Origin of the sequence: Pantoea sp. JZ29 (assembly GCF_035190385.1) — a bacterium.
GTDB classification, from domain to species: domain Bacteria; phylum Pseudomonadota; class Gammaproteobacteria; order Enterobacterales; family Enterobacteriaceae; genus Pantoea; species Pantoea stewartii.
The window spans coordinates 498,809-512,905 of sequence record NZ_CP045241.1 but is presented as its reverse complement, the minus strand read 5'-3'; the positions used below and the strand labels follow the sequence as shown (position 1 = coordinate 512,905).

At 52.6% G+C, this 14,097-nt stretch carries 12 protein-coding genes; 7 read left to right on the top strand and 5 right to left on the bottom strand.

Annotated features, from left to right (window positions below):
* The first annotated feature begins 13 nt into the window (after positions 1 to 13).
* From rsgA to mscM, 3 genes are all read left to right on the top strand, one after another.
* Entirely contained in the window at positions 14 to 1,063 is a 1,050-nt protein-coding gene (rsgA, locus tag GC090_RS02465; protein WP_033740048.1) for a small ribosomal subunit biogenesis GTPase RsgA, read from the top strand.
* A 92-nt stretch (positions 1,064 to 1,155) separates the two neighbouring features.
* Positions 1,156 to 2,052: an archaetidylserine decarboxylase gene (asd, locus tag GC090_RS02460; RefSeq protein ID WP_033740050.1), complete on the top strand. Its 897-nt coding sequence runs from the start codon at positions 1,156 to 1,158 to the stop codon at positions 2,050 to 2,052.
* Between the two features lie 11 nt (positions 2,053 to 2,063).
* Entirely contained in the window at positions 2,064 to 5,402 is a 3,339-nt protein-coding gene (mscM, locus tag GC090_RS02455) for a miniconductance mechanosensitive channel MscM (RefSeq protein WP_006120960.1), read from the top strand.
* Positions 5,403 to 5,539: 137 nt separating this feature from the next.
* Here mscM and mdh read toward each other — a convergent pair whose 3' ends face one another.
* Positions 5,540 to 6,478 (bottom strand): malate dehydrogenase, encoded by a 939-nt coding sequence (gene mdh / locus GC090_RS02450; RefSeq protein ID WP_006120961.1) that lies wholly within the window; start codon positions 6,476 to 6,478, stop codon positions 5,540 to 5,542.
* Positions 6,479 to 7,014: 536 nt separating this feature from the next.
* Between mdh and argR the strand changes: the two genes are divergently transcribed.
* The 4 genes from argR (at position 7,015) to yhcN (GC090_RS02430) (ending at position 8,938) form a co-directional block, all read left to right on the top strand.
* Positions 7,015 to 7,485: a transcriptional regulator ArgR gene (gene argR / locus GC090_RS02445; RefSeq protein WP_006120962.1), complete on the top strand. Its 471-nt coding sequence runs from the start codon at positions 7,015 to 7,017 to the stop codon at positions 7,483 to 7,485.
* A gap of 485 nt (positions 7,486 to 7,970) precedes the next feature.
* Complete coding sequence (yhcN, locus tag GC090_RS02440) at positions 7,971 to 8,234, top strand: peroxide/acid stress response protein YhcN (RefSeq protein WP_039341751.1); 264 nt, start codon at positions 7,971 to 7,973, stop codon at positions 8,232 to 8,234.
* Between the two features lie 73 nt (positions 8,235 to 8,307).
* Entirely contained in the window at positions 8,308 to 8,580 is a 273-nt protein-coding gene (locus tag GC090_RS02435; RefSeq protein ID WP_006120964.1) for a YdgH/BhsA/McbA-like domain containing protein, read from the top strand.
* Positions 8,581 to 8,674: 94 nt separating this feature from the next.
* On the top strand, positions 8,675 to 8,938 hold the full coding sequence (gene yhcN / locus GC090_RS02430; RefSeq protein WP_006120965.1) for a peroxide/acid stress response protein YhcN: 264 nt from the start codon (positions 8,675 to 8,677) through the stop codon (positions 8,936 to 8,938).
* Between the two features lie 205 nt (positions 8,939 to 9,143).
* On the opposite strand, the gene GC090_RS02425 is transcribed toward yhcN (GC090_RS02430), so the two are convergent.
* From GC090_RS02425 to aaeB, 4 genes are all read right to left on the bottom strand, one after another.
* Positions 9,144 to 10,088, bottom strand: coding sequence for an Rpn family recombination-promoting nuclease/putative transposase (locus GC090_RS02425; RefSeq protein WP_033740054.1), 945 nt, complete (start codon positions 10,086 to 10,088; stop codon positions 9,144 to 9,146).
* Between the two features lie 142 nt (positions 10,089 to 10,230).
* Positions 10,231 to 10,515 carry a barstar family protein gene (locus GC090_RS02420; RefSeq protein ID WP_033740055.1) on the bottom strand — a complete coding sequence of 95 codons (285 nt, stop codon included), beginning with the start codon at positions 10,513 to 10,515 and terminating at the stop codon, positions 10,231 to 10,233.
* Positions 10,516 to 10,570: 55 nt separating this feature from the next.
* Positions 10,571 to 12,025 (bottom strand): NAD-dependent succinate-semialdehyde dehydrogenase, encoded by a 1,455-nt coding sequence (locus tag GC090_RS02415; protein WP_058708613.1) that lies wholly within the window; start codon positions 12,023 to 12,025, stop codon positions 10,571 to 10,573.
* Positions 12,026 to 12,138: 113 nt separating this feature from the next.
* Complete coding sequence (gene aaeB, locus GC090_RS02410) at positions 12,139 to 14,091, bottom strand: p-hydroxybenzoic acid efflux pump subunit AaeB (protein WP_039341742.1); 1,953 nt, start codon at positions 14,089 to 14,091, stop codon at positions 12,139 to 12,141.
* Positions 14,092 to 14,097 lie beyond the last annotated feature (6 nt).

Genomic DNA, 14,097 nt, shown 5'->3' with positions numbered 1-14,097 from the left:
CCGGTGAGGGTGAGTGAGTAAAAATAAACTGTCGAAAGGTCAACAACGCCGCGTAAGCGCTAACCACGATCGTCGTTTAAATCAGCGCAAAACGCGCCCGGAAGCGGACGATAATTTATTTGGTGAAGATGCTGAGGGCATTGTGGTCAGCCGATTTGGCATGCATGCCGATGTCGAAGACAGTGCGGGCATTACGCATCGCTGCAATATTCGCAGGACGATTCGTTCACTGGTGACGGGCGATCGTGTGGTCTGGCGCCCTGCCCTCAACGGCGGCAAAGGCATTGTTGAAGCGGTGCATGAGCGCACCAGCGTACTGACACGTCCTGATTTTTACGACGGCGTTAAACCTATTGCCGCGAACATCGATCAGATTATTATCGTGTCGGCCATTTTGCCCGAGCTCTCCCTGAACATAATTGACCGCTATCTGGTCGCCAGTGAAACGCTGGATATCGAGCCGCTGCTGGTGCTCAATAAAATTGACCTGCTGGATGATAAAGCCCGCGCGTTTGTCGATGAGCAAATGGCGATCTATCGCAAGATTGGTTATCGGGTCTTAATGGTCTCCAGCCATGAGAAAGCCGGTCTGAGTGAATTGCAGGCGGCATTGATTGACCGGATAAGTATCTTTGCGGGACAGTCCGGCGTCGGCAAGTCGAGCCTGTTGAATGCCCTGCTCGGTTTTGATCAACAGGAAGATACGGCCATTCTGACCAATGACGTGTCCGACGTGTCGGGTCTGGGTCAGCATACGACGACAGCATCCCGGCTTTATCATTTCCCCGACGGCGGCGATGTGATCGATTCGCCCGGCGTTCGCGAGTTCGGTTTATGGCATCTGGAGCCGGAACAAATCACCCGGGGATTTGTCGAATTCCGTGAGTTTTTAGGCGAATGCAAGTTCCGTGACTGCAAACATGGCTCGGACCCTGGCTGTGCCATCCGTGAAGCCGTTGAGCAAGGAAAAATCGACGCATCCCGCTTTGACAACTATCACCGCATTCTGGACAGTATGGCGCAGGTGAAAGTCCGGAAAAACTTTGCTGAGAGTGAAGATTAAGGCCAGTAACAGCGTAGTCGCCATCTGACCGGGGCGCTGCTACAATCCGCCCCCATTTTGTCAATGTTATAAAAGATAGCCAGGAGGCTAGGGTGTTTGATCGTTTTAAACTTGGCTTGAACCACATTCTCCCCAAAAAATGGCTGACTGAACTTGCTGGCTGGGGCGCAAGCCGTCGCGGCGGCTGGCTGACAAAGCTGGTGATTGACGGCTTCGTCTGGTTTTACAAAGTCGATATGACTGAAGCACGTAAACCGGATACCGCCAGTTACCGCACCTTCAACGATTTCTTCGTCCGCCCGTTAAAGGATGAGGCGCGCCCTGTGGATCCGGATGCGAGCCTGATCGCGCTGCCTGCGGACGGTGCCATCAGTCAACTTGGACATATCGAAGGCGACCAGATTTTCCAGGCAAAAGGCCACTACTATACGATCGACGCGCTGCTGGCAGGGAACGAGCAACTGGCCGCGTTGTTTCGTGAGGGTGAATTTATCACGACGTATCTGGCACCGCGTGATTATCACCGCGTCCATATGCCGTGCAACGGCATCCTGCGTGAAATGATTTACGTGCCAGGCGATCTTTACTCAGTGAATCCTCTGACCGCACGCAACATCCCTAACCTGTTTGCCCGTAACGAACGGGTCATTTGTTACTTCGAGACCGATATGGGACCGATGGTACAGATTCTGGTGGGCGCGACTATCGTCGGGAGCATTGAAACCGTTTGGGCTGGCACGGTCACGCCACCACGCGAAGGCATTATCAAACGCTGGCACTATCCGGCCGCCGACCACGACGGTGCCGTTGTTCTGCTTAAAGGCCAGGAAATGGGCCGCTTCAAGCTGGGCTCGACCGTGATTAACCTGTTTGCGCCTGGCCGTGTCAGGCTGGCAGAAAGCCTTGAGGCCGAAAGCAAAGTCCGGATGGGACAACCTATGGCGGTCGCCCTGCCTCTGGCCACCGCACCGTCTGACGCTGTCGAATAAGAGTAAGCCCTGTGTTCGTACGCGCGTTCCTCTGTTTGCTGCTGAGCCTGGGGCTCAGCAGTACTACGTTTGCCGCCAGCCTGCCAGATGCCAGCCAGCTCAGACAACAGCTGGAAGAAGTCAAGTCCGCTAAAAACGCCACTTCGCAAACCGATCAGATTCAGTCGCTTGAAGCTGCACTGGCGGCCCTTTCTGAACGTGATGATGCCGTTGAGCGCGCGCAGCAGTATCAACAGGTCATTGATGATTTTCCGCGTCTGGCACGCGAGCTGAGACAGCAAATCGCCTCACTCAACGACAGTGTGAAGACGGTACGCAGCACAATGAGCAGTGCCGAGCTGGAACAAGAGATTCTGCAAATCAGCAGTCAGCTGATTGAGGAAGGACGCCAGGCTCAACAGGAGCAGGATCGGGCCCGCGAGATCAGCGATTCCCTGTCACAACTGCCGCAGCAGCAAACGGAAGCACGCCGGGCGCTGACGGAGAGCGAGCGACGTCTGCAGAGCGCGGGCAGCCCTGCCACGCCAGCCGGCCAGGCACAGCTGATGGCCCGTCAGGCAGAAAATGCCGCGAATAAGGCCCGGGTGGATGAGTTTGAGCTGGCGCAGCTGTCGGCAAATAACCGTCAGGAACTGGCGCGCATGCGCGCCGAAGTCCACCAGCGTAAGGTCACCCAGCTCGATAATTATCTTCAGGCGCTGCGTAATCAACTTAATGAGCAACGTCAGCGCGAGGCAGAAACTGCACTGGCCAGGACAGAACAGCTGGCGGAAAACAGCGGTGATCTGCCGCCAGCGATCAGTAAACAATTTCACGTTAACCGCGAGTTATCTGGCGCACTGAATCAGCAGGCGCAGCGAATGGACCTGGTGGCCTCACAACAACGCCTCGCTACCAATCAAATCATTCAGGTCCGCCAGGCACTGTCCACGTTACGGGAACAATCTCAATGGCTGGGTGCATCCAGTCTTCTCGGTGATGCCCTTCGCGCGCAGGTCGCACGATTACCTGACATGCCGAAGTCTCAGCAGATCGACAATGAGATGGCTCAGCTCCGTGTTCAGCGACTGCATTATGAAGATTTGCTCGAACAGCAAAACGTATTGCGTAAGGCCCATCAGCCCGACGGACAGCCTTTTACTAGCGAACAAAAGCGGATTCTGGATGCGCAGCTTAAAACGCAACGCGAACTGCTTAACTCGTTGATTTCGGGCTGCGATACGCTGATTCTGGAAATCACCAAGCTGAAAGTGGCGAACACGCAGCTACAGGATGCGCTAACCGAAGTTAAAGATGCGACGCATCGCTACCTGTTCTGGACGGCCGATGTCAGCCCGATTTCGTTGAGTTATCCCCTCGATGTGGCTAACGGCCTGTCTCACCTGCTGACGCTGGACACACTGGGGCAGCTCGGTAAAGCACTGGCCATGATGTTTACCAGCCGCAGCACGGTATTACCTATTCTCGGTGCGGTGCTGCTGGTCGGCTTCAGTCTCAGTACCCGCCGTCACTTCAATGCTTTTCTTGAACGCTCAGCCAGTAAAGTCGGTAAGGTGACGCAGGATCGTTTTCGCCTGACAATCCGTACCGTGTTCTGGTCGATTCTGGTGGCGCTGCCGCTGCCGGTACTCTGGGCTACGCTGGGATACGGCCTGCAAAATGCCTGGCCCTATCCTGTCGCCGTGGCGATAGGCGATGGCATCACCGCCACCTTACCTTTGCTGTGGATCTTTATGGTCAGCGCACAGTTTGCCCGCCCGAACGGCCTGTTCATCGTGCATTTCCGCTGGCCTCAGGTGCGTGTTGCACGCGCGATGCGCTATTACTCGTTGAGTATTGGCCTGATCGTGCCGCTGATCATGTTGCTGATTACCTTCGATAACCTTGACGATCGCCTGTTCTCCGCCACCCTGGGGCGGCTGTGCTTTATTTTGATCTGTGGCGCGCTCAGTATTGTGACGGTAAGCCTGAAGCGTGCGGGCATACCGCTTTATCTCGATAAAGAGGGCAGCGGCGAGAATATGATTAACCGCCTGCTGTGGAATCTAATGATCGCTATTCCACTGGTAGCCGCCCTTGCGTCAATGACGGGCTATCTTGAAACCGCGCAGGCGCTGCTCGCCCGTCTGGAAACCTCTGTGGCGATCTGGTTTTTCCTGCTGGTGATTTACCACATCATTCGCCGCTGGATGCTGATTCAGCGACGCAGGCTGGGCTTTGATCGCGCACGCCAACGCCGTGCCGATATGCTCGCCAACCGTGCGCGCAACGAAGAGGAGAAAGATCAGGCCGCACAAAATACTGACGTAATTGAAATTGAAGAGCCTGTTATCGACCTGGACGCCATCAGTGCCCAGTCGCTGCGTCTGGTACGCTCCATTTTGACACTTATCGCGCTGGTATCGGTCATTGTCCTGTGGTCAGAAATCCACTCTGCATTTGGTTTCCTTGAAAATATTCGTCTGTGGGACGTGAATACCTCCGTTCAGGGCGTCGAAAGCATTCAACCTATTACGCTGGGTGCCGTCCTGATTGCCATTCTGGTATTCGTGATTACCACACAACTGGTGCGCAATATGCCGGCTCTGCTTGAGCTTGCGTTACTGCAGCATCTTGATTTGTCACCGGGCACCGGTTATGCCATCACCACGCTGACAAAATATGTGCTGTTGCTGATCGGTGGCTTGCTGGGCTTCTCACTCATTGGCATTGAGTGGTCAAAACTACAATGGCTGGTTACCGGTCTGGGCGTCGGGCTGGGATTTGGTCTGCAGGAGATTTTCGCGAACTTTATTTCCGGCCTGATTATCCTGTTTGAAAAACCGATTCGTATCGGTGATACCGTGACCATCCGCGACCTTACCGGCAGCATTACGCGCATCAATACCCGCGCAACCACGATCACTGACTGGGATCGCAAAGAGATTATCGTGCCCAATAAGGCGTTCATTACTGAGCAGTTTGTTAACTGGTCGCTTTCCGATTCCGTCACGCGTGTGGTGCTGACCATCCCTGCCCCCGCAACCGTTAGCAGTGAAGAAGTCACTACCTTGCTTAAACAGGCGGCAGAGCGCTGCAGCTATGTGCTGGATACACCGCCACCTGAAGTGTTCCTGGTGGATTTACAGCAGGGAATTCAGTTGTTTGAACTGCGCGTGCATGCGGCGGAAATGGGCCATCGAATGCCGCTTCGTCATGAACTGCATCAGCTTATTTTACATGGCTTTGCAGAGCATGGCATTGAAATGCCGTTCCCGCCGTTCCAGATGCGTGTAGAAGCGCTGAGCCGAAAAACGCCGACAGGTAATAGCGCATCGACCACCCGAACGTTCCGTTCAGGTGGGCTCTGAGAATAAAAATTGCCGTAACGGGCCGGTTAAGAGCGGATTGGTGCGCAGCGAGACAGCGCGTAATCTTGTTCAGGTTGGTTATCAGAACGCAATAAAAAACGCCCGGTCGAACCGGGCGTTATGTTGTCTGAAACGCTTTATTGCTTCACAAAGGCTTCGCCCTGCGCGATATCTTTTTTCAGCGTTTCAAGCATGCCTTCCAGTGCCTGCTGTTCAAACGGACTTAATGCGCCGATGGGCTTGCGCTCAGCAACGCCATTCTTGCCCAGCAGCAGCGGTTGGGAGAAGAAGCGGGCATACTTTCCTTCACCTTCAACATAAGCACATTCCACTACGTTCGCTTCGCCATTCAATGCACGCACCAGCGATAATCCAAAACGGGCAGCTGCCTGGCCCATAGACAATGTAGCAGAGCCGCCACCGGCCTTGGCCTCAACGACCTCAGTACCCGCATTCTGGATACGTTTGGTCAGGTCAGCCACTTCCTGCTCACTGAAGCTGACGCCCGGCACCTGAGACAACAGTGGCAGGATGGTCACACCGGAATGCCCACCGACGACAGGCACTTCAACTTCGCCAGGTTGTTTACCTTTAAGCTCCGCAACGAAGGTGTTTGCACGGATGATGTCCAGCGTAGTGACACCGAACAGACGATTCTTATCGTAGACGCCGTGTTTTTTGAGCACTTCCGCCGCAATCGCCACGGTCGTATTAACAGGGTTGGTAATGACACCAATCAGCGCCTTAGGGGCGGTAGTCGCCACCTGCTCGATCAGGTTGCTGACGATGCCGGCGTTAACATTAAAGAGATCCGCACGATCCATGCCCGGTTTGCGTGCCACACCCGCGGAAATAAGCACAACGTCGGCCCCTTTCAGGGCTGGTTTCGCATCCTCACCGCTGAACCCCTGCACCTTTACTGCGGTGGGAATATGGCTGAGATCTACTGCCACGCCCGGCGTGACAGGCGCGATATCGTAAAGAGACAGTTCTGAACCTGCTGGAAGCTGGGTTTTGAGTAGAAGTGCGAGCGCCTGGCCTATGCCACCCGCGGCACCGAGAACGGCAACTTTCATTCATAACTCCTTATTAAGGTGGGGCAGAGAAGATCCGATATTCCATCTGTATCAGAGCGTAACCAACGGCTCAGTGGATGACGTTTGTCCGGTGCCTGCTCTACCTGCTTCTATACAGAAGCGCCGGATAAAAAATGACACATCATCTTCCTGTCCCTTACTCGCCAGGTTACTCACGCGAGTCAGGCAATTCCCGGTTCAGGCTTACTTTAGTAACAAATGATGAAGGCATCATTCTCACTAACAGGCTGTAAACATTATACCCGTGAACTGGCAACCGTATTATCCGCAGAAAGAGATCGGCAATGTACATTTTTATTTTCTTACCTCATCAATAATATAACACCTTTGCAACCTTTGCCTTTTCAGGCTGTGAGCTGGGTTTTGGTCTGAGGAGATTCTTTGCTATTATCGCCGCCCGCGATGATGACCTCGCAGTACAATTAACAACCGATTGCATAAAAATTCATTTATATGCATAATAATGTCTTTGCTGCGGCCTGGTTCGCGGTTTGTCTTACGTATACTGGTAAATTATGCGAAACCCATCGAAACAAGACGATCTGATTAAAGCCTTCAAGGCATTATTAAAAGAAGAAAAATTCAGCTCTCAGGGCGAGATTGTTCAGGCGCTTCAGGAAGACGGCTTCGAGAACATTAATCAGTCAAAAGTTTCTCGTATGCTGACGAAATTTGGCGCGGTGCGCACCCGCAATGCCAAAATGGAAATGGTTTACTGTTTACCTGCGGAACTGGGCGTGCCGACTACCACCAGTCCTCTGAAAAATCTGGTGCTTGATATTGACTATAACGATGCTCTGGTCGTGATTCATACCAGCCCGGGTGCCGCACAGTTAATTGCGCGTTTACTTGACTCATTAGGTAAGTCCGAAGGCATCCTGGGCACGATTGCAGGAGACGACACCATTTTTATCACGCCAGCACGCGCCTTTACTGTCAGGCAACTGCACGATGCTATTCTGGTATTGTTTGAACAAGAACTTTAGCCTTTATCTCTGACCGGCAGCGCATCTGCCGGTTGATCTGCAGCGCGTCCCTCCTTGTGTTCTCTTCTGTTTAAACGCTCTATTATCAACGAGTTGAGCCTATCTCATTGCCGCTATTTACCTTGTACTATTGGTCATACCCTTTATCCTGACTACTTTTCCACGCTATTTTATACTGCTCTACACCGCATCGATGGTGCTATCCTTTGAGGTTATGTTCACAAGCAGCCTGATCGGCCATAAATTTCCGCACCAAAAGTTAAAGTTGCGCATCTTACTGTTTTTATAAGTAATTACCTGCCAAAGGCCGTTTTTTAACCGCTTTTAATAACGTTTAGTTATAAAAAAATCCCATAAGGTTAAAGTATGACTACAAAACATTATTAGGCAGATATTAATTTCTTCCGTTATTAGTCCTATACTTACTTTCGTGATGTGAATCACACTAATAAAAAAGAAGAACAGCCACGACGAGGACATCTTTCATGAAAATTAAAACTACCATCGCTGCTTTAAGCATTCTCTCTGCCCTGTCATTTGGTGCATCTGCAGCTGAATATGTTTCTGCTGCGGATGCTCAGAATCTGCACTCTGTCGGCACTGTGAGCGTTAGTGGTGTCGCCGGTGCGCCATCAGATATCAGACAGCAACTGAGTGAGAAAGCGGATCAACACGGCGCTAAAGCTTTTCGTGTTATCGAGGCTTACAACGATGGCAACTATCACGCCACCGCTGAGTTGTACAAATAAAAGCGTTTGAACTGACAGGTAACCAGATGAGACCACATGCTCACTGGTTAATTAACATTGCTGGAGAAGAGTAATGAAAACCACATTAACCTTTGCCGCCCTGAGTTTGGCTTCGCTCCTGTCCTTTGGTGCCCATGCCGCCAGCCCGGTAACAAATCAACAGGCGCAGGAAATGAACCTGCAGCCCCTGAATCAAACCATCACCGTCAGCGGCATCGACGGCGATCAGACGAATGTTCGCCAGGTTCTGTCTCAAAAGGCAGATGCCCAGGGTGCGGGTCACTATCGCGTCATTGAAAATAATCGCGACGATACGTTCCACGTTACCGCTGAACTTTATAAGTAATACATCGACGGCAATCGTGCCGCATCTGAAATTAATCGACAACCCGCTCTGTGTTTTGACTCCGTAGGTTGTTGACAGTTATGAGGAAATAAACATGAACATCAAAGCAACCATCGCAACAGTAAGTCTTCTTTCTGCTATGACATTCGGCGCTTCCGCTGCACAGCTGGTGACCGCCGAACAAGCACAGAACTTACAACCTGCCGGAACCGTAAGCATCAGCGGTGTAGCAGGCTCTCCGATTGATTATCGTGCTCAGCTGTCTCAAAAAGCTGATGAGCAAGGCGCAAGCGCTTACAAAATCATTGAAGCAAATACCGGTGACAGCTATCACCTCACCGCACAGCTTTATAAATAGTTCCTCGTCTGTTCATGACGAACCCTTTAGCCCCGGTCGCCGGGGCTTTTTTCTGTCTGAAACGGCGAGGCAGAACCTGACAGCCGTAAGGCGCAGGAAAACGGACATCGGCTAACGATCGCGCCAGCGGCACAACACTCAGGCGCGTTAAAAGACAGGAACTGGCTTGCGCATGAGGTGCTCTGACGCGAAATGGGTGACGTATTTAATGACAGAGTTGCGCTAAGTCGTCATCAGAGAGTGCTGTCATCTCGGCGACAACACGGGGATGCAAACCATTTTGCAGCATCGTGCGTGCGATCTTCAGCGCGGCCGCACGCTCTCCCTCGCTGCGTCCTTTCTCCAGACCACGTTGCTCACCGAGCTGAATGCCCTTTTCAATGCCTTTCTGCTCAAGCTGCTGTGCAATAGTCATCAATGCATCCTCATGTTGCGGTACTCGCTGTGCCAGCGTCCTGACGAAAATGTCGGCGTCGGCTGTTTCGCCTGCCTGCAAGAGATAGTGTACCAACGATATCACTTGCGATGAAGAGAGATATCCAGCCAGTAAGACGGGAGCCAGCTTATCGATGAGTTCTGTCAACTCTCTTTGATGTATATGCTTTTGCAGCAATGTTAAAGCCGCCATGCTGCGGTGACCGATAATGTCCTCATCCGGAATAACCGTCACGTCCACCAGCGGAAAAGCGTTGCCATACAGTTCACTGGCGAGCACGGGCATTGCAAACTCATCAAGCCAGCGGGTACTGTAAGGATACGGGCTACGTTTGCCGCTATAGAACAGAACCGGGATGACTAACGGTAGCCGTTTGTTCCCTGCGTCAAGATGCCGCTGCATTGCCGCAATGGCATAGCGCATCAGTCTGAACGCCATATGCTTATCTGGTGATGACTGGTGTTCGATTAAGACATGGATGTAGCCATCCTCTCTGCTTGTAGTTTTCATGCTATACAGCACATCGCTGAAATATTGCCGCAGATCCTCCTCCACAAAAGCACCCGATTCCAGTTTTAATGTATTCAGATCGCACAGGGCGAGCAGCGCTGCGGGAAGGTGCAGTTCCATAAAATCACGGGCAATCGTAGGCTGGGACAAAAATTGCCGGAAAGTCGCATCATGTGGCGTGGGCGTACCTCTTTTACTTTTCATGTGACCTGTCCTGATGATTGGCGGGCAGAGTATCACGACCAGAAAAAGCGAGGCGTCAGTAAGCGTTAACGTTGCGAGGATGCTCGAGAAATAATGTTTACTTACGCGGACAAGGCATTAAGCCTGATGATCACAGCCGACCTTAGCGTGTTGAAGATGAGAGCACGTTAAACTGCAGTTGCCCTTCCAGTTCCTCCTCCGCCTCGTCGAACAGCAGAATCAAGGCACCGTAGCGCCGCTTCTGTCCCTGCCCCAGGTTCACAAACTCTATTTTGATGGGCAAAGGTAGCCCTCTGCAGACAATCACATCCCACAATCCATCCAAATCGCAGATATAGCGCGCTTTCAGGGAAAAGCGTTCACAGAACTGCCGGAAGAAATGGGCCTGATCGACAATCTCATTAAAATCAAAACGCTCGACTCTCATACAGGTGACTCCTGTTATTCGTCGCTGGGCGGCCCGGTGCCGCCCAGATAGCCGTTTAACTTAAACCGCCAAGGTGCAGCGCTTTGACCTCAAGGTACTCTTCCATTCCCAGTACCGATCCTTCCCGGCCCAGTCCCGACGCTTTCACACCGCCGAAGGGGGCCAGCTCTGTCGAGACGGCACACTCATTGATGCCTATCATCCCACTTTCCAGCGCCGAGGAAACGCGGAAGACGCGTTGCAGATTCTGCGTATAGAAATACGCCGCCAGCCCGTATTCGGTTTGGTTCGCCCGACGAATAACCTCGTCTTCATCCTCAAACCGGAAGCACGCCGCAACCGGGCCAAATGTTTCTTCCTGAGCCAGCTTCATGCCTTCATGCGCATCGACGATGACCGTAGGCTGCCAGAAATTGCCGCCCAGCGCATGTCGCTTACCGCCCGCGAGCACCTTGCCACCCTGGGCAACCGCATCGTTAACATGTTCTTCCACTTTTTCTAACGCCGAACGCTCAATTAACGGTCCGACAATGACGCCGCTGTCCATACCGTTACCCACTTTGAGTTTATTGACCTCATCTGCCAGTTGGGTTGTGAAACGCTCATAGATCGCATTATGAACAAAAAAACGGTTTACGCTGACGCACACCTGGCCCGCGTTACGGAATTTATTGGCGATAGCGCCCTGAACGGCAGCATCGATATCCGCATCCTCAAACACGATATAGGGCGCGTTGCCCCCCAACTCCATCGACACTTTTTTCATGGTCTCGGCCGCATTGCGCATCAACGTTTTGCCCACCGCCGTCGAACCGGTGAACGAGATTTTACGTACGGCGTTGCTCGCCATAATCGCATCACTGATAGCATGCGTATCTCCTGCCACGCCGTTAAGGACGCCGTCCGGGATACCGGCTTTCTTTGCCAAAGCCAGCAAGGCAAACGCAGAAAGTGGCGTATTGTTGGCAGGCTTGATGATCCCTGTACATCCTGCTGCTAACGCCGGACCTAACTTACGGGTCAACATGGCCATCGGGAAGTTCCACGGGGTGATCGCCGCTACAACACCAACGGGTTCCCGCGTGGCCAGGATACGTGATCCCGCTTTAGCAGGCGGAATGATTTCACCATTGGCTCGTTTGGCCTGCTCGGCAAACCACTGGATGAAACTGGCGGCGTACTCAACCTCGCCTTCCGCTTCTTTAAGCGGTTTGCCCTGCTCCGTTGTCATGAGCTCAGCAAGCCAGCGTTTGTTTTCAATGATTAACGTATACCAGCGGTAAAGCAGCGCTGAACGCGCTTTAGCCGTCTGCGCCCGCCAGGCGGGAAAGGCGTCTTGTGCAGCCTTAATCGCGTCTTCGGTTTCCTTTTTACCGGCTTTCGCCACCTGAGCAACAACGTCCCCCGTTGCAGGATTGGTTACGTCAAAAGTCGACGTCGTCCTCAGCCACTGCCCGTTGACTAAATAGCCGGTCTGGAACAGTTCGCTGTCTTGCAGTGAAGAAGGCATCTGCGTTACTCCTGTCAGTTTGTTTTTACTTCAGGAAAGTATAGATGGCAAAAATGACAGGTCGGGGAAGGAAGGAAAGTGAAAGGGCCGCCAGCATGGCTGACGGCCCAAATTCAGATTTGGACGAGCGTATTTTGATACTTTGAAAGCATCTCAGACAGCCGTTTCACCGGCTCGGTAACACTGTCCGGTGCATCATAAAGGGCCAGCTTTTCCTGATAGACATCCAGCTCGCGCAGCAAGCGTTGGAAATAATAACGGCGCTTCTCATCACTACGGACGGCAATGATACGATCGGCCGTGTGCCGTAACTGGCGGTGGAAGGCGGAAAGCTCCGCATTAATCGGCACGTCTGCCGCACGCAATCGTTGATGTCCAATGATTAACGTCAGGGCGATGCGGTATTTGTCGATGTCGCCGGGAAACAGGTTAAGCAATAAGAAGAGCTGCTGGTACAATGCTGGCAAATGGTTTTCACGCCGGCGCGCCTTATTGGTGGTCATTGCCGACACCGCAGCATACATAAAGCGGTTAAGCAATTTACGTCCTGTTCGTGCTTTCGATTTATCACGGATCAGCAGAATCACCATTAAGGCAAGAAAACTCCCGATCCACTGCCCCAGTGCGTTATCGATAAAAACTGTAAAGTTGAACTGCATCGGATTATCCAGCACCAGGACGTTAATCGTACCGGCCATCGCGCCCAGCGTACCAATCTGGCGGCGTTGAATGAGAATGCCTGAAATAAAGCCCAGTAAACCGATGGCAATGCACAGCAGCAGAGCGCTTTGCTGCGTATTGGGCAAGATGTACATAAAATAGAGCGCCCCCAGCGGTATCGCGACCGTCATACCATAAACGAAGTCTTTCGCCATCATGAGCGGATTAGGCATGCGCATCGCCAGGGCGGTAATCACGCCAAGCATGACCATACAGCCACTACCTGAAGTCCAGCCGGTATAGAGCCAGAATAATGAGCCCAGTGCCGTCGCCACAAACGTACGAATACCGTTTATCATCGCATGGTGGGTTTCTGCCGAACGCGCCTGAATCACGACTTCTCGCTGGAGAATGCGCGCTTCCAGATCGGTAATACGACTATTGCTCTTCACACCATGAATCAACAGCTGGTATTCCGTTGCGGCACTCATCCAACTCCCCAACGTTTCCGGCACGGTTTTACTGCTGGCTGCCATGAGTCGCCGCATCGTTTTCAGACGTTTATGCACATCTTCTGGCGTCGTGGCCTCTTTTTCCGTCAGCACGCGATACTGCGTGGGAATGTACTCAGGACGTGAGTTCTGAATCAAAAACGTTTCCGCCGCCTGTGTAATCAGCGTCAGCGATAGCGTGTTTAGCATCTGCAGACGGCGGCTGGTATTTTGCCAGCGTGACGACTCCATCATTAACTGGCTACGCATACTGCTCAGCGCGGTTGTGCGTCGTACCAGCGCACTCCAGGCTTTATCGACTTCCTCTTTGTCCTGATGCGCCACACACAGTTGCAGCAACCGGTAATGGGCCACCAGCAGCGACGTCACCTCGGCATCAATCACTTTTTTAATGGAGCGCGGGGAAAAAATCATATCTGCCAGAATGGCGCAAAGGATGCCCAGGATAATTTCGCTACAGCGTTCCACCGCATATTGCGGAACCAGCGTAAGGCCGCCGCTGGCGTTTGCCGTGACCACGATAATTAATGCGGTATAGCCCGCGAGACCGAGCGCATAGGAATTTTCGACTTTAATCAGCGACGAAAGCCATACGCAAAAACCGGCCCAGATACAGCACAGCAACAGCATGACCACTGGCGCTCGCACAGTGGCAATCATGATAACCAGAGCGGCAACACAGCCAATTAAAGTACCGATAATACGCAGAAGACCGCGATAGCGTAATGCGCCAGAGTAGGGATCGCCTCCTGCCGCAAACGCCGTTCCCCCTGCAACAATCCCGGCGGTCATCACGGCCCAGCGCGGTGTTTCAAGGTTGAGATGAAAGCCGATCATCAACGCTGCCACCAGGGCAAAGGTCAGCTTTATCGGGAAACGGAGAAATTCGATCATATCGCC